The sequence below is a fragment of the Halomonas salsilacus genome (assembly GCF_051216275.1).
GTDB lineage: Bacteria > Pseudomonadota > Gammaproteobacteria > Pseudomonadales > Halomonadaceae > Halomonas.
Window position 1 is genome coordinate 42,234 of sequence record NZ_JBPKAQ010000007.1, and the last position, 25,728, is coordinate 67,961.

The window sequence follows — 25,728 nt, forward strand, 5'->3', positions numbered from 1 at the left end:
GACGCCGCCCATGCCTGACCTCACCGATCGATGCTCAGCCGAGCACGAAGCGCAACGACTGCAGGCGCTGGCCGACTACCGGATCCTCGACACCCCGGAGGAGTCGGCGTTTGATGAGATCGTCGAGGTGGTGTCGATCATCTGCGAAGCACCCATCGCCGTGATCAACTTCGTTGACCGCGATCGCCAGTGGTTCAAGTCGGAGAAGGGGCTCGGGGTGCGCGAGACTCCGCTGGATATCTCGATCTGTGCCCATGCCATCCTGCAGTCGGGGCTGTTCATCGTGCCCGACACGACCCGGGATCCACGTTTTTCGAGCAATCCGCTGGTGACCGGCGAACCCAACCTGCGCTTCTATGCCGGCGCGCTACTGGAAAGCCGGGAGGGCTATCCGTTGGGCACACTATGCGTACTCGACTATCAGCCCAGAGACTTGACCGAACGTCAGCGTTTCGCGCTTCAGGCTCTCGCCAACCAGGTAATGGCGCACATGGAGCTGATGCGGGCCCACCGCGAACAAGCCGAGCTGATATGCGAGCTCGAGGCGACGCGGCACGAGCTGGCCAAGCGGGCCGCCACCGATCCGCTCACTGGCCTGCTCAACCGTCGGGCCTTCGAGCAGCGCCTCGATCAGGAAGTCGCGCTGATTCAGCGAGGCGCGCCCCCAGCCGCCCTGATGTTGATCGACCTGGACCATTTCAAGAGGGTCAACGACACCCTGGGTCACCAGGCCGGGGACGAGGTCATCGTGCGCTTCGCTGAGCTGTGTCGTGAGGTGTTCCGGCAGGCCGATGTGATCGGCCGCTGGGGTGGCGAGGAGTTCGTAGTCATGCTGCCAAGGGCCAGCGTGGCGGAAGCGCGGCATGCCGCCGAGCGGCTCCACCAGCGCCTGGCGATTACCTCAATGCGAGCCGACAGCGCCACGCCGCTCTATATCTCAGCCAGCATCGGCATTTGCTCGCTGAGTGGCGTCAGCAACATGGATGAGTGTTTGCACAGAACCGACGAGCTTCTCTACCAGGCCAAGGAGCAGGGGCGCAACCGTTCGATCTGTGAGCCGGAAGGAGTGCCTGCTCACCGCTCGTTTGGGATGGACTCATCATTCCGCCCATGAGCCCAGCGCGTGATCCGTTGCAAAGGGGCCTATATGCCCCGTGCCAGGCGTTTCAATCGGGCACCAGGAGAACAACATGACGCAGGAGCGGGAACAAGAAAGTAAAATAGCACCTTCCCGGCAAGGACGATGGGAGGGACGTGTGGAGCGCTGGCTCTGGAACTCGCGTTTCCTGGTGATGCTGGCGGTGATACCGAGCCTGCTGGGGGCGTTGGTCCTGTTCGTGATTGGTACCATGGATATCCTGAAGCTGGTGATTACCGCAATTTCCTATTATCTGGTCGATGGGGCCGTGGACATTCATGACACTCTGGTGCCGAGCATCGTCATGGCCGTGGATATCTATCTGGTGGCCATCGTGCTGCTGATCTTCGGGCTCGGGGTCTACCGGTTATTCATTTCTCCTATCGAGCAGGCTGAGGTACATGCCTCCAAGCACCCGTTTAATGTCGCGTCCTTTGATGAGCTCAAGGACAAGATTGCTCGGGTCGTTATCCTGGCAGTGATTATCGAGTTCTTTCGTGCGGTCGTGGACATTCGTTTCCAGACGCCGCTGGAGGCGATCTACCTGGCACTTTCGGTATTGGCACTGGCCGGTGCGCTTTACCTGATGAGTCTGACTCATCGCGGCTAGCATTTGCCCGGGCTATTCCAGTGAGCCCGATCAGAGCATCGCGCCTGGTCCGAATCCGAACCACAGCAGAGCAACGGGTTGGCGTGTGGCTTTCACAGCAATGGAGTTGCTATGCATCGTTTCGAAAAGACTGAGCATGTGGGACGTCAAGGCCTCTCCATGCTGGCTCGTCTCGCCCGCTACGAGTTTACGGCACTGCTGTGTGTCCTGGTACTTTCCGGTGGGATATGGGGGTTCATTGAATTGGCCGATGAAGTCTCCGAGGGTGATACCCAGAGCATCGATGAAAGGCTGTTGCTCTCCCTGCGCGACCCTGCAGATCACACTGATCCGCTCGGCCCGGCCTGGGTAGAGGAGCTTGGGCGGGACTTTACCGCACTCGGCGGTGTAGGCGTGCTGGTGCTGATCTCGCTGGGCGCCCTGGGTTACCTACTACTCGCCCGGCGCTATCGCGCGGCGCTCTTTGCCTCGGTCGCGGTGCCCGGCGGGGTATTGCTAAGCACACTAATGAAAATTGGCTTTGATCGCCCTCGACCCGATCTTGTTCCTCATGAATCCATCGCCTACACCGCCAGCTTTCCCAGCGGGCATGCCATGATGTCTGCCGTGACCTATCTCACCCTTGCCGTTCTGCTTATCCGCATACAGCCTGAGCTGAGGCTGAAGGCATACATCATGGTGCTTGCGATCATGCTCACGCTGCTGGTCGGTATAAGCCGTGTCTACCTCGGAGTCCATTGGCCTACAGATGTTCTTGCTGGTTGGACCGCCGGGGCTGCCTGGGCGGCGCTGTGTTGGCTCGTGATGCGCTGGATGCAGCGACGGGGGCAGGTGGAATCAGAGGAGAACTGGTCAGACACCGAATAGCTGCATCTCGACATGGTGCTCCCGGCCATCATCACATAGCGTAATGATTGGATCTGGCTGGCTGACCCCGTCGAGGCGAATGATCGATGGGTGATGCCCAGACTCTGGGGTCTGTCGGACAGTGATGCAGTAGGGGGTACCGTGAAAGCGATAACGCACCTTGACTTGCGACCAGGCCGCGGGCAGGCAGGGCGTTATCGTCAGGGTGTTGCCGGCCTGATGCAGGCCGAGCAGCGACTCACTGATGAGGCGATACATCCATCCCGCCGCGCCGGTATACCAGCTCCAGCCGCCGCGCCCCACATGGGGCGGCATGGCATAGATGTCGGCCGCCATCACGTAGGGTTCCAGCCGGTATCTGGCCATGCCGGATGCCGATTGTGAGTGATGGATGGGATTGAGCATATCCAACAGCAGCCAGGCACGCTCGCTCTGACCGAGGCGTGCGTACGCCATTGCCGCCCATATCGCCGCATGGGTGTACTGACCGCCGTTCTCCCGCACGCCTGGCACATAGCCTCGAATGTAGCCGGGTGTCGGGCTTGCCTTGTCGAAGGGCGGGGTGAGCAATTGGATCAGCCGTTGCTCGGGGTGCACCAGGTGGGTGAAGACTGCCTCCATCGCCTGCTCAGTGCGATCTCCGTCGCCGGCACCTGAGAGCACCGCCCAGCTTTGCGAGATTGAGTCGATGCAGCATTCGCTTCCTGTCGCCGTGCCCAGCGGAGTGCCGTCATCGAAGTACGCTCGGCGATACCAGCCTCCGTCCCAGCCGTGCTGGTCCAGGCTGTCGCGTAGCGTAAGGCGTGAAATTCGGCAGCTTTCGGCCGTCTCGAGATCACCATAGCGGTGAGCCAACTGACTGAACTCCTCGAGTACCTGGCACAGGAAAAACCCCAGCCAGACACTTTCACCGCGGCCCTTGATGCCAACCAGGTTCATTCCATCGTTCCAGTCCCCCGAGCCCATCAGTGGCAGGCCATGCTCTCCGAACCTCAGTCCGTGACGAAGGGCCAGCCAGGCATGCTGGTAGAGGCTGGCGTTACCTGGTGCAATGCCAGGCAGGTCGTAGTAGGCATCCATCTCTTCGCCTACGGCGCGTCCCTCGAGGAATGTGACCAGTGCGTCGAGTACGTCCATGTCATCGGTGATTCGCACATAGCGACAGAGCGCCAGCGGCAGCCACAGGTAGTCGTCGGAACATCGTGTCCGAACACCGCGTCCCTGAGGTGGGTGCCACCAGTGCTGCACGTCCCCTTCAAGAAACTGCCGACTGGCACACAGCAGCAACTGGACGCGCAGGCACTCGGGTGCGGCATGCGCAAGTGCCATGCTGTCCTGCAACTGATCGCGAAAGCCGAAGGCGCCGCCGGACTGATAGTAGCCGCTGCGCGCCCACAGTCGACAGGCGAGGGTCTGGTAGAGCAACCAGCCGTTGGTCATCACATCCAGCGCCGGGTCGGGGGTCTCGATCTGAAGCGCGCCGAGGGTATGTCGCCAGTGCGCCTGGACCTCCTCGAGGGCCTGGCTGGCCGCCCCTGCGACGCGATAGCGCTGGATCAATGCGTTGGCCTGCTCAAGATCACTGCCCACCCCGAGTCGGAAGATTACCGTCCGGCTTTCGTCTGGTCCCAGCGTGAGCTTGACCTGCAATGCGGCGCACGGGTCGAGACCGGCCCCTACCATGCCGGAGAGATGGGTACGCTGCAGGGCGGCAGGCTGGCGCAGGCTGCCGTTACGCCCAATAAACTCCTGGCGGTCGCCGCTTAGCGTGCGAGCAGGATCGTCGACATCGAAGAAGGCCACCTGCTCGCCCAGTTCGCTGTGATACACGTTGCGGGCCAGCAGGGCCCCACTCGCCGTGGCGACCTCGGTGGCCACATGCATGGCCGTCTTGGCAGGTAGGTCGCCGAGGACCCATTCGACGTAGCCGGTCACCGACAGGTGGCGCACCCGCGCCGACAGATTACGCAGCTTGAGCACGGAAAACTTGATACTGGCATCAAGCGCCACATAGACCCATAGCTGCGTGCTGATACCGTCCTGTTCGGACTCGAACACGCTGTAGCCAAAACCGTGGCGCACCAGGTAGCCGGCGGTGCTATTCACGGGGAGAGGTGTGGGAGACCAGACATGACCGCTCTCTTCATCGCGAAGATAGATCGCTTCGCCACTGGTGTCGCTGACCGGATCGTTGTGCCAGGGCGTCAACCGGTTTTCGTGGGCATTGAGACTCCAGGTGTAGCTGCCACCGCTCTCCGATATCACGCAGCCAAAATCGGGATTGGCGATCACGTTGACCCAGGGCGCCGGAGTGTGCTGGTCGGGTCCGAGCCGGATGACATACTCCTGCCCGTTGGCACTGAATCCCCCCAGCGGGTTGCTCAGGATAATTCCCTGTGGTGCTGCCGGGGTGGCGCTGGGTGCGGAGGGGCGGCTGTCCGTGACTTTCAACAGGGGCGGCCTGGCATCATTGCGCTGGCGCTGATCGAGCTGCTCTTCCAGAGTGCCGCGGCTGTCGAGGATGATGGCGCGGGCCACTGCCTGAAACAGCAGGCGATCTTCGCCTGATATCTGTTCCAGTGGGCGCACGAAGATACCACCGGGGCGGTCGATATGGTTGGTGCCGCTGCCCGAGGCAATCAGTCCCAGGATCTGTTCCTGCAACTGTTGGCGGTAGACCGCGTGCTCCTCGTTCCAGATCACCAGGTCGACGGCGAGACCCTGCAGACGCCAGTGGGCATGCGCCTGTATAAGCTGCCGCACCAGGGGGAGGCTGGTGCTACTTCCGATCCGCAACAGCACGATGGGCAGATCGCCGGAAATGGCATAGCTCCACAGCGCGGATTGACCACGACGGTTGGCGGTGATGATGGCAGGCTCGGCGCGCAGTGCGGGATGCGCATAGACGACGGCACTGGCCAGCCGCGCATGCAACTGGGCGTCGGCTTCGGTGGCATCCAGCTGCTCGAGGACCACCTGGCGATGGGTCCAGGTGAGCTCGAAGACGCGATCGGCCAGATGGCGATCCTGATACTTGGCGATCAGGCACTCGGCGTCGGCACGCGAGCCCGCCATGCCTGTCACCAGGTCCAGCGTCACAGCGTGGTGGGGCTCGATGCTGAAAGATCGGCGGATGGCGGCGATTGGGTCGAGCACCGCGCCGGCATTGCCGGACAGCTCACCGGGTCGGTCCATGGCCTGCGGTGCCACGGAGTCTCGACAGCGACCAACAAAACCAAGCCGATCCGTTTCATAGGAGGCCGCAGGACTAGGTGCGTCACGCACGATCAGCAGTTGGAACATCCATGCCGAGATGTCCTCCGGGGCTCGCGAGCGACGGTGGCAGAGGATCGCGCTGTGGGGCGCGATGATCTCGGTCTGCACGAACAGGTTGCTGAAGGCGGGATGGAGCTCATCCGTGGCCGCGGGGGCAATGACCACCTCAGCATAGCTGGTGACCTCGAGCTTGCGACGCTGCGAGGTGTGGTTGGTGAGGCGTATCCGGCGCAGCTCGATGTCATCCTCGGGTGATACGGCGATCTCGGTATAGGTCTCCACCTCGCCGCTGCCGACGCTGTCACGGCGTCGGTACTCGGCGCGCCCCTCGGCAAAGATCGCCTGATAGTGGCTGCTGGAAGAGCGCGTAGGCTGATAGGCATTTGACCAGACATGGCCGCTCTCGAGGTCCCGCAGATAGCAGAAGATGCCATGGTGGTCGCGGGTCGGGTCCTCGCGCCAGCGCGTCACGGCGAGGTCACGCCAACGGCTGTACCCTCCGCCGGCATTGGTGACCATGACGTGATAGCGGCCATTCGAGATCAGCTGCACCGCCGGCGTCGCGGTATCAGCGCTGTCGAAGACACGTATCGGAGGGTCGCCGCGGTTGCTGGCGGCATGTACTTCCGCCAATCGTGCAACGTGCGTGAACAGGGGGCTGGCTCGGGGGATTCGCTCCTGCAACAGCAGGAGTATGGCCTGTACGTGGCGATCAGCGCTGAAACGGCGCTGCATCGGCTGCTCCAGCAGCAGGTAGGCCAGGGCCAGCAGGCTCATCCCCTGGTGGTGGGCCATGAACGAGCGCACCAACGTCTTGTGCGAGCCACGGCGCTGGCGCGAAGGACTGTAGTCAACCGCCTCGAACAGCCCGAATTTCCCCATGACCCCCTCACGTGCCAGGCGCTGCAAGTTGTAGCAGGCTGCGACCGGCGCCACCATCAACGCCATGACCGAGGCGTAGGGGGCGATGACCAGGTCCTCCGCCAGGCCACGCTTCAGCCCCAGGCCGGGTACGCCAAAGGCGCGATACTGATAGTTGAGCTTGGCATCAACGGTGTTGTAGCCAGACTCGGAAATCCCCCAGGGCACGCCGCGTTGCCTGCCATAGTCGATCTGGCGCGCCACGGCCGCGCGGCAGGTCTGGTCGAGCAGCGTATTGGGGTAGGTCGGCATCACCAGCATCGGCATCAGATACTCGAACATCGAGCCGCTCCAGGACAGCAGTACCGGTTTCCCCCCGGCGCGGGTCAGCAGTCGGCCGAGGCTGAACCAGCTCTCCTTGGGTAGCTGTCCCAAGGCAATACCCACGAAGCTGCTCAGCCGTGATTCCGATGCGAGCAGATCGTAATAGCCGGTATCGAGGCGCTCCTCGGTGACGTTATAGCCGATGGCGAGCAGGTGCTTGGTTGGATCGAAGAGGAAGCCATACTCGACCTGGGCGAAATCAACGCAGCGGGCGGCGAGTTGTTCGAGCGTCGCGATACGCTGCCGTGCTCGCCCCCTGGCGTGGCCGATCGCATTGCGCAGCGGAGTCGTCTGGTCGTCACCGATGGCGTGCTGCGGTGGTGCTGCCGTGACGCTGCCGAGAAGCCTGTCAAGCGTGGTGATATCGCGAAGCGAAGGCAGCATCAGTGTCTCGAGTGCCCTGCCGAGCGGGGAGTCACCCAGCCGTGCCGATTGTGCCAGCCAGGGGGCCAGCTCGGCGAGTTCATCAAGCATAGCCTGGGTCTGCTGATGCAGGCTGAGAGCCCACTGATGAGCGCTCTCTTCCAGCAACGACGCTTGCGCTAAGGCGCTGGCCTCGGGCTGCACCGGCTGGGCAAGGGGGCGCATGGCGTCGGTCAGCACGACGCTGGCTTCGCCTAGCCGGGTGAGCGCCTGGTGCCAAGTCGCGAGGCTGTCTTGCGGCGTCGGACAGGTGGTCTCCAGCACCTGCCGGTAGGCATCCAGCGGAACCTGCATGGCGCCACCGCCACACTCCTCGATGAGCGCCAGGGTATCGCGCAGCCCTTGCCAGCAGCGCTCTGGCAGGATCGGCGAGTCCACCACCTCGAGCAGGCCGCGGCTCAGGGTCAGCAGGTGGCCTGACAGGTTGCCGCTATCGACGCTCGAGACATAGTGCGGTGTCAGTGGCTCCAGGGTCTGGGTGTCATACCAGTTGTAGAAATGACCGCGGTACCGGGGCAGGATTCCCAGTGTTCCCAGAGTCTGTTCGCTGCGTGTTATCAAGCCCGCTGCACTGAGGTAGCCGAAATCATAGGCCGCCAGGTTAGCCAGCAGCGCCATTCCGATATTGGTCGGCGAGGTGCGATGGGCCAGCGAGATCTGGCGGTACGCCTGGAGGTTGTCGGGTGGTAGCCAGTGATCCTCGGCGTTCAGGGTCTGTTCGAAAAACGCCCAGGTGCGTCTGGCCAGAGCTTGCAGGAACCGGGTTTGCCCCTCATCCAGCTGTGATGGACGCGGCCGTTGCGGTCGGCTCAGCCACCAGGCTAGACCCGGCGCTGCTCCCCACAGCAGCAGGAGGGGGGCTACTGCAAGCAGCGTCATTGGCTGGGCGATGGCCAGCACCAGGGCCACGCTGACGGCCAGTGCGGGGGCGAGCCACATCTGCCTGAACATGCCACGCAGGCCCTCGACGCCGTCGCCTGGGGTGCCCACCCGGCAAGCACTCGAAGGCACCCACTCCAGCAGATGACGGTGGCTGACATGTCGTCGCCACAGGGTACGCAGGATGGCGTCCAGATGTATGTAGGCCTCAAACGGCAGGCAGCTGAGCTGGAAGCCAACTTGGCCAGTGCGTCCGATCAGGTCGTATGAGGTGCACGCCAGGTGCTGCCAAAGTGGACGCTCGTCGGGTTTGCTCAATAAGTCGCGGATGACGTCGGCGATCGAAGGAACCAGCAGCAGCGCGGCAGCGGCGATGGTCCAGACCCAGGCGGTCACTGGCTGGGTCCATCCCACCAGTAGTAGTGCGGTCAGGGCGATGGGAAAGAGGCTGCGTCGCAAATTGTCCAGCAGCTTCCAGCGTGACAGCAACGGCAGCGCGTTGACGGTCTGGCCGCTCGGTTCCCTATCACACGTGGGGGGGTGCCGCCCCAGCCAGGCGGCCAACTGCCAATCGCCGCGTATCCAACGCTTGCGGCGTTTGATGTCGTCGAGGTAGTGGCTGGGATGATCCTCGTAGAGAATGATATCGCTGACCAGTCCGGAACGGGCATGGCAGCCTTCAAGCAGGTCATGGCTGAGGATGAGGTTCTCGGGAAAACGTGTGCCAACCGCTCGCTCGAAGGCATCGACATCGTAGATCCCCTTGCCAATATAGGAGCCCTCGCCGAACAGGTCCTGATAGAGGTCGGAGATGGCCTGAGTGTAAGGATCGATGCCCGCCTCACCGCCAAACAATCGCGCATAGCGTGACCGGTTGGCTCCCTCCAGGCTAGCCGCGACGCTGGGCTGAAGAATGCCGTGGCCATCGACAACCAGACCCGTCAGGGGCGAATGACGGGGGCGGTTGAGCGGATGGGCCATGGCGCTGACCAGTTGGCGAGCAGCATCGCGTGGGAGCTGCGTATCGCTGTCCAGGGTGATCACGTAGACCACTTCCAGCAGCGGTGAGGTATCACCGACAACCCGTGAAAAGCGCTCTCGACCCTGGGCCTGTGGTCTGCCGCGAAGCAAGGCGTTGAGGTCCGAGAGCTTGCCGCGCTTGCGCTCGTATCCCATCCAGCAGCGTTCCTGGGCGTTCCAGCAGCGCGGGCGATGAAAGAGATAAAACGGTGTCCCGTCACCGCCGAGGGCGCGCCACTGTTCCGCATAGGTGGTGTTCAGCCGCGAGATGCCCTCCTGAGCCAGCGTCAACAGGGCATCGTCATCGGGTAGTGTGGCCTGCTGTGCATCGTTGAAATCGGTGAGCAGGGCACTATGCAGATAAGCATCCTGGTTGGCCAGGAAGCGCACCTCGAGTGATTCCAGCAGGGAGGCTATGCCGACGGCGTCGGTCAGTAGGGTCGGCGTGACAACCAGAGTGCGGCACTGCGCGGGGATGCCACTCTTGACCTCCATGCGTGGCAGCGTGCGTGGTTTCACCATCATTGCCGTCAGCCGATTGACCAGCGAGACCGAGGTCTGACTGCTGACCAGCAGTGCCAGCACAGTGACGCTCAGCATCCAGGCCAGTGGCGCCTGGTCAGTGAGTCGCGACCAGGCGGTAAACAGCACACCGGCGCTGATCAGCAGCGTGAGGCCAGCGATACCGACAAGATAGAAGGACAGGGCTCTCTGCCGCATGCTGATGCCCAGGCGATGGAGCAGTGAACGGCGCACGCTGGCCTGTCGGGTCAGGTCGGCCAACCCACCGCCGATCAGGTAGTAGCCGACGTGACGAGCACGCTCAGGATCGGCGTTCGCCTGACCAGCAGAAGTGGCGAGCCCAATGGCGAGGCCCGCAACCTCGCTTTCGCTAAATCTTGACTGACTGGCAAGCGTTTCCACCACATGGCGATAGCGGTCACGGGTGGCAAAGTCCATGCGTGGATAGACCCCGCTGGGGTCCTCTTGCAAGGCCTGCTCGACAGCGCTTTGCGACTCAACGAAGTCTTGCCAGTCGATGGCACCGATGGTCCTGAGGCTGCCGATGCTGTTGCTCACCGATACCTGGTCGGACGCCTGGTGCTGATTGGCCAGCAAGATGTGCTGCTCGATACTGGTGCCGGAGTCGGACAGTCGCTGCTTGACCCATGAGAGCGGTAGCGTGAGGGCCGGGCCTCGCCCCTGCAATCGTCGTGACAGCACGGCCACGAACTCGCTGCTCATCAGGGGCTTCGAGCGGGCCATGTCGGCCACCTGCAGGATCAGATTCTTGGGGTCGCCCTCGGCGGTTACGACCATGCGCTCTGCCCAGGCCTCGGCCAGCTGGCGTTCGCTGAGTACTGCATCGAGACGGTCGGCCACCTGGCGCAGGTTCTCGATCAGCGCCAGGCGCAGCATGATGGGGATTGCCCACAGCTCGCCCAGCGTTAACGTGGTGTTGCGCTGATAGGCGGTCACGAAGCGGTTCAGGTTGTCTAGAGCCAGATGACCGTCACTGTGGGCGATGACTTCCATGGCGATATCGTAGGCGCGGGGGCGTCCCGCGGAGGGGCCGGTCAAGAGCCGAGGGAGTGCCTTGCTGTAGCCAGGTGGCAGGTGCCGCTTGGCGGTCAGCATCTGCTCTTCGAGAAGATGGAAGTTATCCAGTAAGCCCTCGCCTGCTGGAGCGATGCGGTGCTCCTCGGCGACTGCTGCGGTTAACCGGTTGCAGCTACCGACCAAGGCCTTCTCATTGTCTCTCAGGCGGGGGAGCAGTAGGTCGGGCGCGTATCCTTTGGCGAGATGATGGCTGCCGGCAAGCCACGAGCCGTGTACCTCCATCTGCGCAGCACTGAACAACTCCGCGGGAGGTATTGAGGTGATCTCGCCGTTAGAAGCAGTCTGACGTCTGGCCTGTAGCCATTGTCCAAGGCGGTAGCTGAGCTGGCGGAAGGCGCCGAAGAGAGTCATCGAGAGCGCCTGTTGTCAGTTCAGGACCGATAGCACTGCCGGCATCACAACCACAGCGCTGATGACCCGAAGGATATTTTTCATAGAAGTTCCATTCGTCATCAGTGGCCGATATCGAGGTCAATGTCGGTATGCCGTCTGATGGCTATTGGACTCTAGGTTGCCGGTCGCGCAGGGTCGGTGCGCTGGCGTACATATAAGTCGCCGAGTGAGACGATTGCCAGGGTCGCCACTCCCAAGTTGCGGTCAAGTGGCGTTTATTGTTCAGCCATGGCCTGGCATTGCTTAAGGTGCGACTCGAAACAGGAAGGTTGGCGCTATGAGGCCGAGGTACGGGCGGAGGGGGTAAACCAAAAAAAACCAGCCACAGCTGGCTGGTTTTTAAGATGTAATGGCGGAGGGGCAGGGATTCGAACCCTGGGAACCTTGCGGTTCGTCGGTTTTCAAGACCGGTGCAATCGACCACTCTGCCACCCCTCCGGCTTACGGCGATGAATATTACCAGTTTTCGGTGACGGGTCAAGAGGGCTATCGGATCAAGGCGTTAGCCAGGTCGCCGACGGGGTGGCACACTGGCCCCTGCAACGCCGGAGCCTGCCATGACCCAGACAAAGAGTATGCCTTCGTTACCGGTAGCCGCCATCTCCTGCGCGGTGGAGAGAGAAGGGCGTCTGCTGATGGTGAGGCGGCGCAACCCGCCCAACGCCGGGCGGCTGGCGCTTCCCGGGGGCAAGGTGGAGCCCGGCGAATGCCTTGCCGATGCCGCGGCGCGCGAACTGCTCGAGGAGACCGACGTGCGGGCCACGGCTTGCCAACCGCTCACCGCATTCGACATCATCGAGCATGATGACGATGGCAGGCTGGGCTTCCACTATGTCGTGGTGGTCATGCAGATGTCCTGGGAAGCCGGTGAGCCAACGGCCCGGGATGACGCCACGCACGCCTGCTGGATGGACCTCGAGGCCATCATGGCGGCCGCAGGTGATGTCTGCGCCACGGCGTCCGAGGTGGCCATGCTCCTGCTTGGTGCAACGAATCATCGTTGAGCCATGCCCGGTCAAGGGCTTGCGCGGGGAACCTCGAGTGGGCATTCTAGGTCCATTGTCACGATCCATCAAAACACAGGGAGCCCTGGACCCATGGCATACCAAGACACTCAGCTAACTCGCCCGCAGAGCCAGGCGATCGGCACCAACAAGGTGCTGCGCAACACCTATGGCCTGCTCGCCATGACGCTGCTGTTCTCGGCGGTCACGGCCGGTGCTGCGATGGCCATGGGCGTCGAGCGCATGAACATCTTCGTGTTCTTCATCGGCGCCTACGGCCTGATGTTCCTCGTCCACAAGACCGCCAACTCGGCCCTTGGCCTGCTCACGACGTTCGCCTTCACCGGCTTCATGGGCTTTACCTTGGGGCCGATTCTCAACGCCTACCTGGCACTGCCCAACGGCGCGGCGCTCGTGATGAATGCCCTGGCCATGACCGGCCTGACCTTCATCGGCCTCTCCGCCGTGGCGCTGATCTCCAAGAAGGACTTTAGCTTCCTGGGCAATTTCCTGATGGCCGGCGCCATCGTGCTGATCCTGGCCATGGTGGCGGGCCTGGTCTTTCAGATTCCCACCCTGATGCTGATGGTCTCCGCCGGTTTCGTGCTGTTTGCCTCGGCGGCGATCCTCTACCAGACCAGCGAGATCGTGCACCGGGCCGGCGAGACCAACTACATTCTTGCCACCATCACCCTCTATGTGTCGATCTACAATCTCTTCATCAGCCTGCTCTCGCTGCTCGGCATCATGAGCAGCGACTGAACCTGGCCGGTCACGAGGTCCTCGGCTGGCCCCGCCTCGGCGGGGCCAGCCTGTTTGTGGAGTGTCGAGATCCATGATGCGTTACGGGATTCTGCTGATGGGCGCACCCTACAGCAGCCAGGCCGCTCACTCCGCCCTGCGCTTTGCCCGGGCGGTGGCGGGGCGAGGGCACCGCCTGGAGGGGGTATTCTTCTACCATGACGGAGTTCACAACGCCGCGCGTCTTGCGGCGCCGCCCCAGGACGAACCGCACCTGCTGGATGGTTGGGCGGCACTGGCCGACGACCATGGCGTGTCGCTCCAGGTGTGTATCGCCGCCGCGCTCCGCCGCGGCCTGCTGGATGAGCGTGAGGCCGCCCGACACGGCAAGCAGGGCCATAGCGTCGAGCCTCCCTTCGAGCTGACCGGGCTTGGCCAGCTGGTGGATCTCGGCCTGCGCTGCGATCGCCTGGTGACGTTCGGACCCTGAGGAGGCGGCATGGTAAACGACAAGGCGCAATGCATCGAGGGTGATCTGCTGGTGATCCTGCGCCATGGCCCCCACGGCTCGAGCTGGCTGCGCGAGGGTCTGGATGCCGCCCTGGTCGCCGCCGCCTTCGGGCGCCGGGTGACGCTCCTGTTCATGGGCGAGGGCGTCACCGCCCTGGTGCCCGGACAGAATAGCGGCCCCCTAGGGCAGAAGGGCACGGCGCCGACGCTCGAGATGCTTGAGATGTATGATATCAATACCCTGCTGGTGGAGGCCGCTGCCCTGGCCCGGTTCGGGCTCCGTGGCGATGGGCTCATGCTGCCCGCGAGGGCAGTGGGGTCCCTCGAGCTGTCCATGCTGGCCTCGAGGCATGCCTTGGTACTGACCTTCTGAGGGTGGCGGTGCCGCCTGGAGAGACACAATGATGACGCTGCATATTCTCAATCGCTCGCCGGCTACTAGCGAGGTTTATCGTCAGGCGCTTTCGGCCATGGGGCCGGCCGATCGACTGCTGCTGATCGAGGACGGCGTTCAGGGCGCATTGTGTGCGCTGGTTGACCGCTTCGACGACCTCCAGGGCCGACTTTATGCTCTGGAGGAGGATCTCCGTGCCCGCGGACTGGAGCCGCTGTGCGATGCCACGGTGGTGCGGGTCGACGTGGAGGGTTTCGTGACCCTGACCGAGGAGGCAGAGCGCACGGTGAGCTGGTTCTGATGGCAAGTACAGAAATATACCGTTATCTACATACTACACACGTTCAGGTGCCACTGGATGCCGAGGGCTACCTGATCAATCTAGGAGACTGGAGCCCCGATGTCGCCAGGATGATGGCCGCCGAGGAGGGTATCGAGCTGAGCGATGAGCACTGGGAGGTCATCCGGGTTCTGCGCGACTTCTACGCGCGTTTCGAGCAGGCGCCGGCGATGCGGCCGCTGGTGAAGGCGGTGACCAAGGCTCTGGGCGAGGAGAAGGGGCGTTCGATTCACCTGATGCACCTCTTCCCCGGTAGCCCTGCCAAGCGCGGCGCGCGCATTGCCGGGCTGCCCAAGCCCACCCACTGCCTGTGAGCACCGCGTGAATTTCCTGGCTCATGCCTGGCTGGCCCGTGGCGGCAGCGATGAGTTCCTGTGGGGCAACCTGATCGCGGACGGGGTCAAGGGAAGTGACCTGTCGGCCTGGCCTGGTGACGTCGCGGTCGGAATTCGCCACCACCGTCGGGTGGACGCCTTCGTGGATACCCACCCGGTGGTGGCCGAGATACGGCGCAGGACGCCGGACCGCCAGCGCCGCTATGCCGGCATCGCCCTGGACCTGGTGTGGGATCACTTCGTGGCGCGTGAACTGGCTTTGCAGACGCAACCGTCGCCACTGATTGCTCGCACCTACCGGGTACTGCAGGCCCAGCCGGCGCCGGCGCGTCTGGCCACCTTGGTGCCGGCACTGGTGGAGCAGGACTGGCTTCACCGCTATGCCGATTTCGCCTTCACCTGCCGCGCCATTGCCGGTATTGGACAGCGCCTTGCCGGCCCCAACCGACTGGCCGAACTGGTGCCCTGGCTCGAGGAAGAGCGGGTCCGTCTGGAAGATGACTTCCAACGCCTGTGGCCGGAGGTCCGCCAGGCACTGGAAGTGAGGAAAGGGCAGTGAAGGGCGAGAGCTTCAGCCCCCGTTGAGCCATAGGCATTCGATACTGTCGCCCACCTCGATGCGGGACTCTGGCGGGATCAACGCCAGGGCGTCAGCGTTGATGCATGAGCTGAGCACGCCAGAGTTCTGGTCACGAAAGGCCTTCGCGACAATCCCCTCTGTCGTGAATGCCAGTGCCACCCGCATGTAGTGCTGACGCGGTCCGGTGGTGGTGGTGAAGTCGGCCCGCGCCGAAAGTTGCGGCAGTGACGCCAACGACGGAGCGCCGAGCAGGGCGCCCATCAGCGGCCGCAGAAACAGCCAGGCCCCCACGAAGCTGGAGACGGGATTGCCCGGAAGGCCCACGAAGCGCGTTTCGCGTTCACCGGCGGGGAGCCGACCCAATGCCAGCGGCTTGCCGGGCCGGATGGCTAGGCGCCAGAGATCCAACTGCCCCAGCGTCTCCACCGCGGCCTTCACATGATCCTCCTCACCGACGCTGACGCCGCCGGTGGTGATGACCACGTCTGCCTCCCGGGCCGCTCTCGCCAGGGCACGTCGGGTTCCCTCGGCATCGTCGGGAATCGACGCCACTCTCACCACCTCGGCGCCGAAGCGCTCCAGCAGCCGCCTGAGCATAGGACGGTTGGAGTTGTAGATCTGGCCCGGGCACAGCGGCTGACCGGGATCAATGATCTCGTCCCCGGTGGAGAGCAGCACTACCCGGGGACGGCGTTGTACCACCACCTCGGTGATGCCCTGGCCGGCGAGATGGCCGAGTGCCGCAGCCTCGAGGGGCTCACCACCGGGCAGCAGCTCGTCACCCGCGCTGACGTCGCGGCCGCGGCGGCGAACGTTGTCGCCGGCCGGAACCTCCGGCGGGATCAGGACGAGCTCTCCCCCGAGCGCGCAGCGCTCCTGCATCACCACGCAGTCGGCCCCCAGGGGCATGGCGCCCCCGGTGAAGATGCGTGCGCAGGTCCCCCGCGCCAAGGGGCCACCGGTGGCGCCTGCGGCGATGCGCTGGGTCACCTTGACCCAGCCGCCGGCGTCGCCGTGATGGAGCGCATAGCCGTCCATGGCGCTGTTGTCGAAGGGGGGCACGTCGAGACGTGCCGATACCGGCTCGGCAAGGATACGCCCGGCGGCCGCTTCGCAGGGCAGCCGCTCCCCGGGCAGCGGCTGGACCCCGTCCAGCAGCGCCTTGACTGCCGCCTCGACGGGGTTTAGGTCAGCCATGCTGGCCTCGCTCGGGGATCACCAGGTTCGCGAAGTTGCACGGCTTGTGCCTGCTGTCGAGCTGCTCGGCGAGGATGCCGTCCCACCCGGTGCGACAGGCTCCGGTGGAGCCTGGCAGGCAGAACACCACTGTCCCGTTGGCCAGGCCGCCCAGGCAGCGGCTCTGCACCGTGGAGCTGCCGATCTCCTCCCGGCTGAGCTGGCGGAACAGCTCGCCGAAGCCTTCGATCGGCTTGTCGAGCAGCACCTTGACCGCCTCGGGTGTGGAATCCCGGCCGGTGAAGCCGGTGCCGCCGGTGGTCAAGATCACCTGTACCTCGGGATCGGCGATCCAGCCCGCGACCACGGCGCGGATCCGGTAGATATCATCCGGGACGATCTGCTTGTCGGCAAGGCGATGCCCGGCGGTGGAGAGCCGTTCCACCAGCGATTGGCCGCTGCGATCGGTGGCCTCGGTGCGGGTGTCGGAGATGGTCAGCACGGCCACCGAGAGGGGGATCATCGGCTCGCTCATCAGGCTTTCTCCTGCTTCTTCGCCTGCCGGGCCTCGAGGGCGGCCAGCTGCTCGGGCGTGGCCTCCTGCTGGTGATGTTTCTTCCACTCGGCGTAGGGCATGCCGTAGACGTACTCGCGAGCAACCTCGTAATCGAGGTCGGCATCGCGCTCCTCGGCGGCGCTGACCAGCCACTTGGAGAGGCAGTTGCGGCAGAAGTCGGCAAGGATCATCAGGTCGATGTTCTGCACCTCCTTGTGCTCGTCAAGGTGCTTGACCAGGCGGCGGAAGGCGGCGGCTTCGAGTTCGGTTCGGGTGGCGTCGTCCAGATGTTCCATGGCGGGTACTTCTCCTTGGCGTGAGGGTGGCGTAGCGGTGGCGTGAGAGGGCGGAAGCGTCGCCCCAGCATAACAAAAGACACCGCCCGAAGGCGGTGTCGCATGGGGAGTGAATCAACACGAGTCAGCCGGGACGAGAGGCCGTTTCGCTGCCGTCGCCGGCAGGGGGCTTGTGGGCGCTGAGCGCCTCCTCGGGCACCGCCTGGTCCTTGACCTCCTCATACCAGAGGTTGTGGTGATCCTTGGCCCAGGTCACGTCCACGTAGCCGGTGGTCATGCCCTCCAGCGAGCCTTCCGAGCCTATGGTGCCAATGTAGATATGCCCGAGTGCCACCGCGGTGAGCCCGAGTGCGCCCACGGCGTGGATGATGTTGGCCCACTGCATGGTGTCGCGGCTCTGCCCGTAATTGGGGAAGTCGAGTACGAAGCCACTCGCCACGACCACCAGCCCGGCGGTGGCCAGCAACCAGAACCATGCTTTTTCCCCGCCATTGGCGAAGCCTGCATCGGGGTGGCCCTTGCCCACCATGCCGCCACCCTGCTTGAACCACTCTAGGTCATGGCGCTTCGGCCAGTTGTGCTTCAGTACCCGGACAAGCAGCACCACCAGCAGGATGCCGAACAGCGGGCCCAGGTAGTTGTGGAGCAGCTTGGAGGTCGAGATCATCCAGGCCCAGAACGCATCGCCGAACAGCGAACGAAAGACGAACTTTCCAAAGAGCAGGTTGAGGCCGGTCAGCGCCAGGACGATGAACAGCGTGGCCACGGTCCAGTGCAGTGAGCGCACGAACAGCGGCCAGCGCATGAGCTTGCGCCCGGTGCGAGGTTCGCTGAGTTCCTTCCCGCCGATGATCACATGGAACAAGGCGATCACCACGATCATGCCGCCGATGGCGATCAGACCGAAGGGCGAGACCCAGCGGTTGCGCAGCTGACGCCAGCGTTCACCGCTGGCGTTGACCAGGTTGTAGTTGGAGTCCGCCCGGCTGTCGCGAAAGTTGGCGTCCACTTCGCCACTTCGCACCTGCCGCCAGACGTCCGGGGAGGCCCCCACCACGGCAGTGGCGGCCTCCCGTTCTGGCTCGGCCTGGGCCAGGGCGGGAGAGGCGAGGAGGCTGCACAGTGCCAGCAGCAGGGCCAAACAGACGCCCTGCCAGGGTATAGGCCAGAGGTTGGTACGGATCATGATGCCTCCTTACCCCTGTTGGGTGGCGTCGTAGGCCAGGCTGTCGGCGGCGGCCTGTGGGTTGTTCGACCAGGCGCCGTCGGGGTGGCCGCGATGCACCACCCGCTGGCGGAAGATGTCCGCCACCGTCTGGGCATCGCCGGCCAGCAGCGCCTTGGTGGAACACATCTCGGCGCACAACGGCAGCTTCCCCTCGGCAATGCGGTTGGCTCCGTACTTCTCGTACTCCTCCTCCCTGCTGTCCGCCGGCCCGCCGGCGCAGAAGGTGCACTTGTCCATCTTGCCCCGCTCGCCGAAGGCGTTCTGTTTCGGGAACTGCGGTGCACCGAAGGGACAGGCGTAGAGGCAGTAGCCGCAGCCGATGCACAGGTCCTTATCGTGCAGCACGATGCCGTCATCGGTCTTGTAGAAGCAGTCCGTGGGGCAGACGGCCATGCAGGGGGCATCATCACAGTGCATGCAGGCCACCGAGATCGAAACCTCCTCGGGTTGGCCATCGTTGAGAGTCACCACTCGCCGGCGCTGGATGCCCCAGGGAACATCGTTGGCGTTCTTGCAGGCGGTGACGCAGCCGTTGCAGTCGATGCAGCGTTCGGCGTCGCACATGAATTTCATCTGTGCCATGTCTTGTTCTCCTGTTCGCTGTCGATCGCTCAGGCGCGCTCGATCCGGCAGATGGTGCACTTGGTTTCCTGCATCAGGGTGACAGGATCATAGCCGTAGGTGGTGACCGTGTTGGCCGCCTCGCCCAACACATAGGGCGCCGCCCCCTCCGGATAGCGGTCATGCAGGTTCTCGCCCTGGAACATGCCGCCGAAGTGGAAGGGCATGAAGGCCACGCCGCGGCCGACCCGGGGCGTCACCATCGCCTTGACCCGCACGCGACCTCCCTCGGCCCCTTCGACCCAGACGGTGTCGCCGTCGCCGATGCCGATATCGTTGGCGTCGGCCGGATTGACCTCGACGAACATCTCCTGCTGCAACTCGGCCAGCCAGGACATGGAGCGCGTCTCCTCGCCGCCGCCCTCGTACTCCACCAGACGCCCCGAGGTGAGGATGATGGGGTAACGGTCGGAATTGTCGTTATCCTGAATGCTCTTGTAGAGAGTCGGCAGCCGGTACAACGAGCGGAAGTCGTCCCAGGTGGGGAACTGTTCGACCAGATCGCGGCGGGTGGTGTAGAGCGGTTCTCGGTGCTTGGGCACCTGATCCGGGAAGGTCCACACCACGGCGCGAGCCTTGGCGTTGCCGTAGGGGGCGCAACCGTGCTCGATGGCCACCCGTTGAATGCCGCCCAGCAGGTCGGTCTTCCAGTTCTCGCCCTCGGCGGCGACCTTCTCCTCCTCGGTCAGATCGTCCCACCAGCCCAGGTCCTTGAGCATCTGATCAGTGAACTCGGGGTAGCCATCGTCTAGCTCGCCCTGAACCGGAGCGGAGCCCTCCGCCAGCAGGTTCACGCCGTCACGTTCGATACCGAAGCGGGCCCGGAAGCCCATGCCGCCTTCCTTCACCGGCACGCTGGGGTCGTAGAGATTGGGTGAACCGGGGTGGGCGAATTCTGGCGTCCCCCAGCAGGGCCAGGGCAGGCCATAGTAGTCGCCGTCGGCAGGGCCGCCCTGGGCACGCAGGTTCTCGAAGCTGAAGGTATGCCAGTTCTTCTGGTGCTCCTTGAGGCGCTCCGGGCTCTGGCCGGTGTAGCCGATGGTCCAGGTGCCGCGGTTGATCTCGCGAAGGATGTCATCGATCAGGGGCTCCTTGCCGTTGACCTGGATGTTGCGGGTCAACTCATCGGCGAAGCCGAGCTTCTCGGCCAGCAGGTACATGATCTCGTGGTCGGGCTTCGACTCGAACAGCGGCTCGATCACCTTGTCGCGCCACTGCAGCGAGCGGTTGGTGGCGGTCACGCTGCCGGTGGTCTCGAACTGGGTGCAGGCCGGCAGCAGATAGACCCCGTCGGTGCGATCGTGCATGACCGCCGCCACCGTGGGGTAGGGGTCGACGATCACCATCATCTCGAGCTTCTGCATGGCGCGGCGCATCTCGGGGCCGCGGGTCTGGGAGTTGACCGCGTGGCCCCAGTAGAACATCGCCTTCAGCGCGCTGCGCTGGGAGATCGCCTCGTCATCCTCGAGTACCCCGTCGACCCAGCGCGACACCGTGATGCCGTTGCTGTTCATGGGGTAGCCGTCGTGATACTCGGTCGGATCGAAGCGAGCCTTGATCCATTCGTAGTCGACGTCCCAGACCCGCGCCCAGTGCTGCCAGGCCCCTTCGGCCAGGCCGTAGTAGGCCGGCAGGGAACTGGAGTCCAGTCCCAGGTCGGTGGCGCCCTGGACGTTGTCGTGGCCGCGCAGGATGTTGGCGCCGCCGCCGGACTTGCCGATGTTGCCCAGGGCCAGTTCCAGGATGCAGTAAGCGCGGGTATTGTTGTTGCCGGTGGTGTGCTGGGTGCCGCCCATGCACCAGACGATGCTGCCCGGCTTCTTGGTGGCCAGGCGCTGGGCCACGTCAAGCATGGTGGCTTCCGGCACGCCGGTGACGTTCTCGACTACCGAGGGGGTGAAGGTGGCAACTTCGGCACGCACCTCATCCATGCCGTAGACCCGCTGCTGGATGTACTCGCTGTCCTCCCAGCCATTCTCGAAGATGTGCCACAGCAGGCCCCAGATGAAGGCGACATCGGAGCCGGGGCGAATGCGCACGTGGGTATCGGCCTTGGCCGCGGTGCGGGTGAAGCGCGGATCGGCGACGATGATGTCGCAGTTGTTGCGCTCTTTTGCGATCAGGAAATGCTGCATCGCCACCGGGTGGGCCTCGGCGGGATTGGAGCCGATGAACAGGATGGAGCGACAGTTCTGCATGTCGTTGAGCGAGTTGGTCATCGCCCCATAGCCCCAGGTATTGGCCACCCCAGCGACGGTAGTGGAGTGGCAGATGCGCGCCTGGTGGTCGGTATTATTGGTCCCCCACAGGGAGGCAAACTTGCGTAACAGGTAGGCCTGTTCGTTGCTGAACTTGGCCGACCCGAGCCAGAAGACGCTGTCAGGGCCGTACGACTCGCGCAGGGCCAGGACCTTTTCGCCGATCTCCTCGATGGCGTCGTCCCAGGTCATCTGCTGCCACTGGCCGCCCATCAGCTTCATGGGGTGCTTCAACCGCCGGCTGGAGTGCCCGTGCTGTCTGAGCGAGGCCCCCTTGGCGCAGTGGGCGCCGCGATTGATGGGGTGGTCGAAGGCGGGTTCCTGGCGGGTCCAGATCCCCTCCTGAACCTCGGCGTAGGTGCCGCAACCCACGGAGCAGTGGGAGCAGATGGTTCGCTTGACCTCGGCCGGCGAGTCGAGCACCGGCGTCTTGCCGCTGGCCTCTACCGGTCGCAGCATGCCGTGTCCCATGAAACCCGCGGCGGCCAAGCCGCCGGTGGCGGCGCCGCTGCGCTTGAGGAACTGGCGACGGGAGATGCCCAGGCCGGCGCTGCGCGGGGCGTCCTGTTTGCGTGTCAGACGCATGATCACTTACCTCCGGTGGTGGCAGCGCTCAATCGCGCAGGGTGGCGTAGTAGGCACGCACATGGTCGGTTTCCCGATAGTGCTTGTCGGCATCGCCGGGGGGCGTGTCGTCGCGTGGGACATCGGCCTGGGAGAGGCTGACGTGACCGATCACGGCGGCGGTGCCGGCGAGGGCACCGCCGGTGCCCATGGCGCGTAGGAAGCGGCGGCGTTTGGGGTCATGGGAGCGGGACATGGCGAACTCCTCGGTGGGGTCAGTTATTGTGATTGTGGATCCTGAGGTGGTGGCGCTCTCGTTCGAGAAAGCGCAGGCCGAGACGTCCTGTCTCAGCGTAGAGGCCGGGGGAGGCCGCTGCCAGTTGCGCGAGGCAGCGTGGCGCCCACGGCGCCAGGTGGGATTCGAAGAAGGGGAGCTGGGCGGGATCGTCACGCTCGACCAGCAGGGCCATGGCCTCGCAGAGGGCGCCCAGGTGGTCCTCCGGTTCGCGGCTCTCCTCGGCCCGGGCGATGCCCAACCGGCGCAGGTCGCGGCGCAGGGCAACCAGGGGCTCGTCCATGAGGGTGCCGTGCAGGTACCAGGAGGCGTAGGGGGTGATCTCTCCCTGGATCACCCCGACCAGCAATTCGAAATGGGCGTGGGTGGCGGCCTCGGGGGAGGTGGCCCGGGCCGCCTGAGCGAGGCCGCGCCAGCCGTCGGCCATCTCGTCGTCTTCCTCGTCGGGTTCCAGATGGGCGAGAAAATCGAGCAGGTCGGCGTCCGGCGGGGCGAGGAGGAGCCTAGCGAGCAACCGATAGATGTCGGCCCTCAGGGCGTCTGTCTCATCCTGCACTGCAACGGACTGGAGGTTGTCGTGCATGGCTACACCTTTAACTGACGTTCGGGGTCACGGGCGAGCTCCTGCCAGACGTCCTGGACGCGGCAGTCCTCGCACATCTCGAGGCGTGCACGGGCCTCGCCGGCAAAATAAGGGTGGTCGACCAGCTTGCGCTGGATACTGGCGATGGTGCTGGCGGTGGCGAAGGGCTTGCCGCAACGAATGCAGGTGAAGGCGGGCTCCTCCTTGACCACCCGGGTCTCGAGCCGCTCCGGCGCGGCGAGAAAGCCCGGTGCCAGGGTGATCGCCTGTTCGGGACAGCCGGAGGCGCACAGCCCGCACTGGATGCAATCGGCCTCGCGAAAGGCCAGGCGCGGGGTGGTGTCGTCACCGCCGGACAGCGCGGGGGTCGGGCAGAGCGCCACGCAGCCCTGGCAGAGCGTGCAGCGCTCCAGGTCGACCTCGATGGCGCCGAAGGGGGCGCCGGCGGGCAGGGCATGGCGTTCCCCATGAGGGGAGCCCTGGGCGGCCAGCCAGTCGAGGGTGGCGTTGAGACGCTCGCGCTTGCCTCCCGCCAGGGTCGGCTGGGGACGTGCCACCAAGGGAGTCTTACGGGGCAAGGCATCGCGAGCGCTGCCGTCGTCCTCGAAGGGGATCCACGCCAGTCGATCGGGGGAATGCCCCAGCGCTGCGAGCAGTTCCCTGGCCTGGGCGAACTGGGCCTCCAGCTGACGCTGCAGGGTTGCCGGGGTGGCGGCATCGCGCTGCAGCCGCACCTCGGCGGCGCCGGCCGCCAGGGCGGCGAGCCAGTGATCGAGACCGGCGGCGCCGAGTTCCTCCAGTTCGATGTCGAGCACATGGCCGGCCGCCTCGTTGGCCTCCTCCAAACGGCGCGAGGCGGTGACGACACGCACTACCGGATGCCTCCCCTCGGCTTCGCGATAGGCGGCGAGCAGGCCGGCCAGGTACCCCTCCAGGGGGGCGGGGCGCGGCAGGTTGAACTCGATGGCGCCGGTGGGGCAGGCGCTGGCACAGCTGCCCGCTCCATGACAGCGGTTGGGATCGACCTCGATCCAGGCCTCGACGCGGCCCTGGCGGCTGGCCAGGGCGTCGGCCGGACAGGTCTCCAGGCAACGGGTGCAGCCGGGCTGGCCGCTTCGCTGGTGAGCGCAGAGTTCGGCGTTGACGCGCACGTGGCGAGGGGTTTCGAAGATACCGACTGACTCCGCCAGCGTCTCCAGTGCCTGCTCGCCCTCGGGACTGCCCCAGTGCACTGCATGGTAGCCCGGCGGGGTGAGTTCGAGCGCCAGGTGGGGTTGAGCCCCCAGGTCAAGGACGAGATCGAAACCGGGGCGATCCAGGGTGGCCTGGGCCAGGTTCACGGACTCCCCCTCTACGGCGAGGGTGGCCAGGAAGCGTCCCAGATAACCCTCGAGGTGCAGGGCATTGGCACCGGCGGCTCTGTGGCAGGGCAGGGCGTTAGTGGCATTCCAGATCTCCTCCAGGGAGGGATCATCCTCGGCGCTGGAGCGCTCGGTCACCAGCAATGTAATGCCGGGCAGCCGGTCGACCAATCGCGCGGCGGCGCGGCGGGCGTCGAGCTCGCCGCCCAGGATCAGCAGGTGGCCCTGGCTCTCGAACTCGACGGTCTCAGGAGCCAGGTTCGCTGGCCAGGAAATTCGGCGCCTGGCCGCCTCCCGGGCGGCACGATTGCGCCGATCATCCAGGGACGTCAGGGCGATGGGGGCGGGCATGAATACCTCAGTCTTGGGGTAGGATATTAATCATTTATAACGATTATCACTAATATTTTGTATACCACTATGGTCGCCCTCAACACGTCCTTCGATCCCCCGGTCGCCCTCGTCAGGGGCGTCTACCGCAGGATCATCGGCAGGTGGCTCAGCGGCGGAGGCGACCCGCTCCTCGACCGGAACAGTGGGATTCTCGGCGTCGTCTGCATCGGCCTCCAGGGCGTCACCGACCCTGCGACTCCAGTGGCGCAGCCCCTCGGCGACCTCCCGGCCCATGGTCTCGAGTTGACTGTAGTCGCCGTCGTAGTCGTCGAGGCCATCGCGCACCTGATAATGGTCGGACTGCCAGAGCCGGCGCAGGGCGCGCCGGCGCAGCACCTGGCTCACGCCCTCCTGGAGGTAGCGGCTGAAGTCGCTGCCGGGCGGCAGGCTCTCCGGATCGGGGAGGGTGTCGTCCAGAGGGGGGGGCGGCTCGGAATCGGCGGGCTCCTCTACCCGAGGGGGGTCGGCCGGAGAGGACTCGACGGGGGGCGGGGCAGGGGAGGTCGTGCCCGTCGTGGTGGGGTCGGCGTCGAGGCCGCGCTTGCGTCGAGACCAGCGCTCCAGTCGGCTCATTGCTGGATCTCCCGGGCGCGCCCGGCACCCTTGCGTTTCTTCTTGCGCTCCTCCACTGGCGCTTCGCCGTGGCGGGAAAGATAGGCCTCGATCCATACCTGGATGGCCAGGGGCATGGGGGCCTCGAGTACCTGCTGCTCACCGTCCATCCAGGCGGCGGCCACGTCCTGGCTGGCGGTGATGGCGCCGGGCTCGGCGGGCCCGCCGGTGAAGCCGGCACGCACGAACAGGCGCGGGTTACCCGAGGTCAGGTTGAAGCGGTAGGCGGCGCGCTCGGTCATGGTGAGCTGCAGCCACAGGGTGGCGTCGCCGCCCGGTTTCGGGCTCAGCTCGGTGATTTCCCACTGGGTGGCCCGGAACCCGTTGATGGCATGCTCCCGGGCGACCAGGGTGATGTTGATGGGGCGCAGATTGTGGGCGTCTGTCACGGCGCTGTCCTGTTGTTGTGA

Annotated in this window: 22 protein-coding genes and 1 tRNA gene; 10 read left to right on the forward strand and 13 right to left on the reverse strand. The window is 64.7% G+C overall.

What is annotated here, in order from left to right; translation table 11 throughout:
• Nucleotides 1-10 precede the first annotated feature (10 nt).
• From ACR80S_RS11335 to ACR80S_RS11345, 3 genes are all read left to right on the forward strand, one after another.
• Nucleotides 11-1,114: a sensor domain-containing diguanylate cyclase gene (locus ACR80S_RS11335; RefSeq protein WP_435403226.1), complete on the forward strand. Its 1,104-nt coding sequence runs from the start codon at nucleotides 11-13 to the stop codon at nucleotides 1,112-1,114.
• A 76-nt stretch (nucleotides 1,115-1,190) separates the two neighbouring features.
• Entirely contained in the window at nucleotides 1,191-1,748 is a 558-nt protein-coding gene (locus ACR80S_RS11340) for a YqhA family protein (protein WP_435403227.1), read from the forward strand.
• A gap of 111 nt (nucleotides 1,749-1,859) precedes the next feature.
• The gene (locus tag ACR80S_RS11345; protein ID WP_435399757.1) at nucleotides 1,860-2,615 is read left to right on the forward strand and encodes a phosphatase PAP2 family protein; all 756 of its coding nucleotides are present in this window, start codon (nucleotides 1,860-1,862) and stop codon (nucleotides 2,613-2,615) included.
• Here the strand turns inward: ACR80S_RS11345 and ACR80S_RS11350 are convergent.
• Both ACR80S_RS11350 and ACR80S_RS11355 read right to left on the reverse strand, forming a co-directional pair.
• Entirely contained in the window at nucleotides 2,601-11,096 is an 8,496-nt protein-coding gene (locus tag ACR80S_RS11350) for a GH36-type glycosyl hydrolase domain-containing protein (RefSeq protein ID WP_435403228.1), read from the reverse strand. The genes ACR80S_RS11345 and ACR80S_RS11350 overlap by 15 nt on opposite strands.
• Before the next feature lie 725 nt (nucleotides 11,097-11,821).
• A tRNA-Ser gene (locus ACR80S_RS11355) sits at nucleotides 11,822-11,909 on the reverse strand.
• Between the two features lie 119 nt (nucleotides 11,910-12,028).
• On the opposite strand from ACR80S_RS11355, the gene ACR80S_RS11360 reads away from it, so the two are divergent.
• From ACR80S_RS11360 to ACR80S_RS11390, 7 genes are all read left to right on the forward strand, one after another.
• A complete protein-coding gene (locus ACR80S_RS11360; RefSeq protein ID WP_435399746.1) occupies nucleotides 12,029-12,475 on the forward strand; it encodes an NUDIX hydrolase in 447 nt (148 codons plus the stop codon).
• 93 nt (nucleotides 12,476-12,568) lie between these two features.
• Complete coding sequence (locus ACR80S_RS11365) at nucleotides 12,569-13,237, forward strand: Bax inhibitor-1/YccA family protein (RefSeq protein WP_416140616.1); 669 nt, start codon at nucleotides 12,569-12,571, stop codon at nucleotides 13,235-13,237.
• A 76-nt stretch (nucleotides 13,238-13,313) separates the two neighbouring features.
• Nucleotides 13,314-13,706: a sulfurtransferase complex subunit TusD gene (gene tusD / locus ACR80S_RS11370; RefSeq protein ID WP_435400084.1), complete on the forward strand. Its 393-nt coding sequence runs from the start codon at nucleotides 13,314-13,316 to the stop codon at nucleotides 13,704-13,706.
• A gap of 9 nt (nucleotides 13,707-13,715) precedes the next feature.
• Nucleotides 13,716-14,099, forward strand: coding sequence for a DsrE family protein (locus tag ACR80S_RS11375; RefSeq protein ID WP_435403229.1), 384 nt, complete (start codon nucleotides 13,716-13,718; stop codon nucleotides 14,097-14,099).
• A gap of 31 nt (nucleotides 14,100-14,130) precedes the next feature.
• Nucleotides 14,131-14,421, forward strand: coding sequence for a sulfurtransferase complex subunit TusB (gene tusB, locus ACR80S_RS11380; protein WP_435399744.1), 291 nt, complete (start codon nucleotides 14,131-14,133; stop codon nucleotides 14,419-14,421).
• Nucleotides 14,421-14,774, forward strand: a complete 354-nt coding sequence (locus ACR80S_RS11385) for a TusE/DsrC/DsvC family sulfur relay protein (protein WP_435399743.1) — start codon at nucleotides 14,421-14,423, stop codon at nucleotides 14,772-14,774. The genes tusB and ACR80S_RS11385 overlap by 1 nt, the downstream gene beginning before the upstream one ends.
• Before the next feature lie 7 nt (nucleotides 14,775-14,781).
• The gene (locus ACR80S_RS11390) at nucleotides 14,782-15,354 is read left to right on the forward strand and encodes an acyl carrier protein phosphodiesterase (RefSeq protein ID WP_435399742.1); all 573 of its coding nucleotides are present in this window, start codon (nucleotides 14,782-14,784) and stop codon (nucleotides 15,352-15,354) included.
• 12 nt (nucleotides 15,355-15,366) lie between these two features.
• On the opposite strand, the gene ACR80S_RS11395 is transcribed toward ACR80S_RS11390, so the two are convergent.
• The 11 genes from ACR80S_RS11395 to ACR80S_RS11445 all read right to left on the reverse strand — a co-directional run bounded on the left by ACR80S_RS11395 (nucleotide 15,367) and on the right by ACR80S_RS11445 (nucleotide 25,707).
• Nucleotides 15,367-16,572 (reverse strand): molybdopterin molybdotransferase MoeA, encoded by a 1,206-nt coding sequence (locus tag ACR80S_RS11395; RefSeq protein ID WP_435403230.1) that lies wholly within the window; start codon nucleotides 16,570-16,572, stop codon nucleotides 15,367-15,369.
• The gene (moaB, locus tag ACR80S_RS11400; protein WP_435399740.1) at nucleotides 16,565-17,086 is read right to left on the reverse strand and encodes a molybdenum cofactor biosynthesis protein B; all 522 of its coding nucleotides are present in this window, start codon (nucleotides 17,084-17,086) and stop codon (nucleotides 16,565-16,567) included. The genes ACR80S_RS11395 and moaB overlap by 8 nt, the downstream gene beginning before the upstream one ends.
• Entirely contained in the window at nucleotides 17,086-17,403 is a 318-nt protein-coding gene (locus ACR80S_RS11405) for a DUF1244 domain-containing protein (protein ID WP_435399739.1), read from the reverse strand. Before ACR80S_RS11405 ends, moaB begins: the two co-directional genes overlap by 1 nt.
• Nucleotides 17,404-17,527: 124 nt before the next feature.
• Nucleotides 17,528-18,589, reverse strand: coding sequence for a formate dehydrogenase subunit gamma (locus tag ACR80S_RS11410; RefSeq protein ID WP_435399738.1), 1,062 nt, complete (start codon nucleotides 18,587-18,589; stop codon nucleotides 17,528-17,530).
• Nucleotides 18,590-18,598: 9 nt separating this feature from the next.
• Nucleotides 18,599-19,213: a formate dehydrogenase FDH3 subunit beta gene (gene fdh3B / locus ACR80S_RS11415; protein ID WP_435399737.1), complete on the reverse strand. Its 615-nt coding sequence runs from the start codon at nucleotides 19,211-19,213 to the stop codon at nucleotides 18,599-18,601.
• A 29-nt stretch (nucleotides 19,214-19,242) separates the two neighbouring features.
• Entirely contained in the window at nucleotides 19,243-22,095 is a 2,853-nt protein-coding gene (locus ACR80S_RS11420; RefSeq protein ID WP_435403231.1) for a formate dehydrogenase subunit alpha, read from the reverse strand.
• A 28-nt stretch (nucleotides 22,096-22,123) separates the two neighbouring features.
• Nucleotides 22,124-22,330 (reverse strand): twin-arginine translocation signal domain-containing protein, encoded by a 207-nt coding sequence (locus ACR80S_RS11425; RefSeq protein ID WP_435399735.1) that lies wholly within the window; start codon nucleotides 22,328-22,330, stop codon nucleotides 22,124-22,126.
• A 19-nt stretch (nucleotides 22,331-22,349) separates the two neighbouring features.
• The gene (locus tag ACR80S_RS11430; RefSeq protein WP_435403232.1) at nucleotides 22,350-22,952 is read right to left on the reverse strand and encodes a TorD/DmsD family molecular chaperone; all 603 of its coding nucleotides are present in this window, start codon (nucleotides 22,950-22,952) and stop codon (nucleotides 22,350-22,352) included.
• A 2-nt stretch (nucleotides 22,953-22,954) separates the two neighbouring features.
• The gene (locus ACR80S_RS11435) at nucleotides 22,955-24,664 is read right to left on the reverse strand and encodes a 4Fe-4S dicluster domain-containing protein (protein WP_435403233.1); all 1,710 of its coding nucleotides are present in this window, start codon (nucleotides 24,662-24,664) and stop codon (nucleotides 22,955-22,957) included.
• 30 nt (nucleotides 24,665-24,694) lie between these two features.
• Nucleotides 24,695-25,279: a DUF3306 domain-containing protein gene (locus ACR80S_RS11440; RefSeq protein WP_435403234.1), complete on the reverse strand. Its 585-nt coding sequence runs from the start codon at nucleotides 25,277-25,279 to the stop codon at nucleotides 24,695-24,697.
• Complete coding sequence (locus ACR80S_RS11445) at nucleotides 25,276-25,707, reverse strand: DUF3305 domain-containing protein (protein ID WP_435399731.1); 432 nt, start codon at nucleotides 25,705-25,707, stop codon at nucleotides 25,276-25,278. The genes ACR80S_RS11440 and ACR80S_RS11445 overlap by 4 nt, the downstream gene beginning before the upstream one ends.
• Between the last annotated feature and the right edge of the window lie 21 nt (nucleotides 25,708-25,728).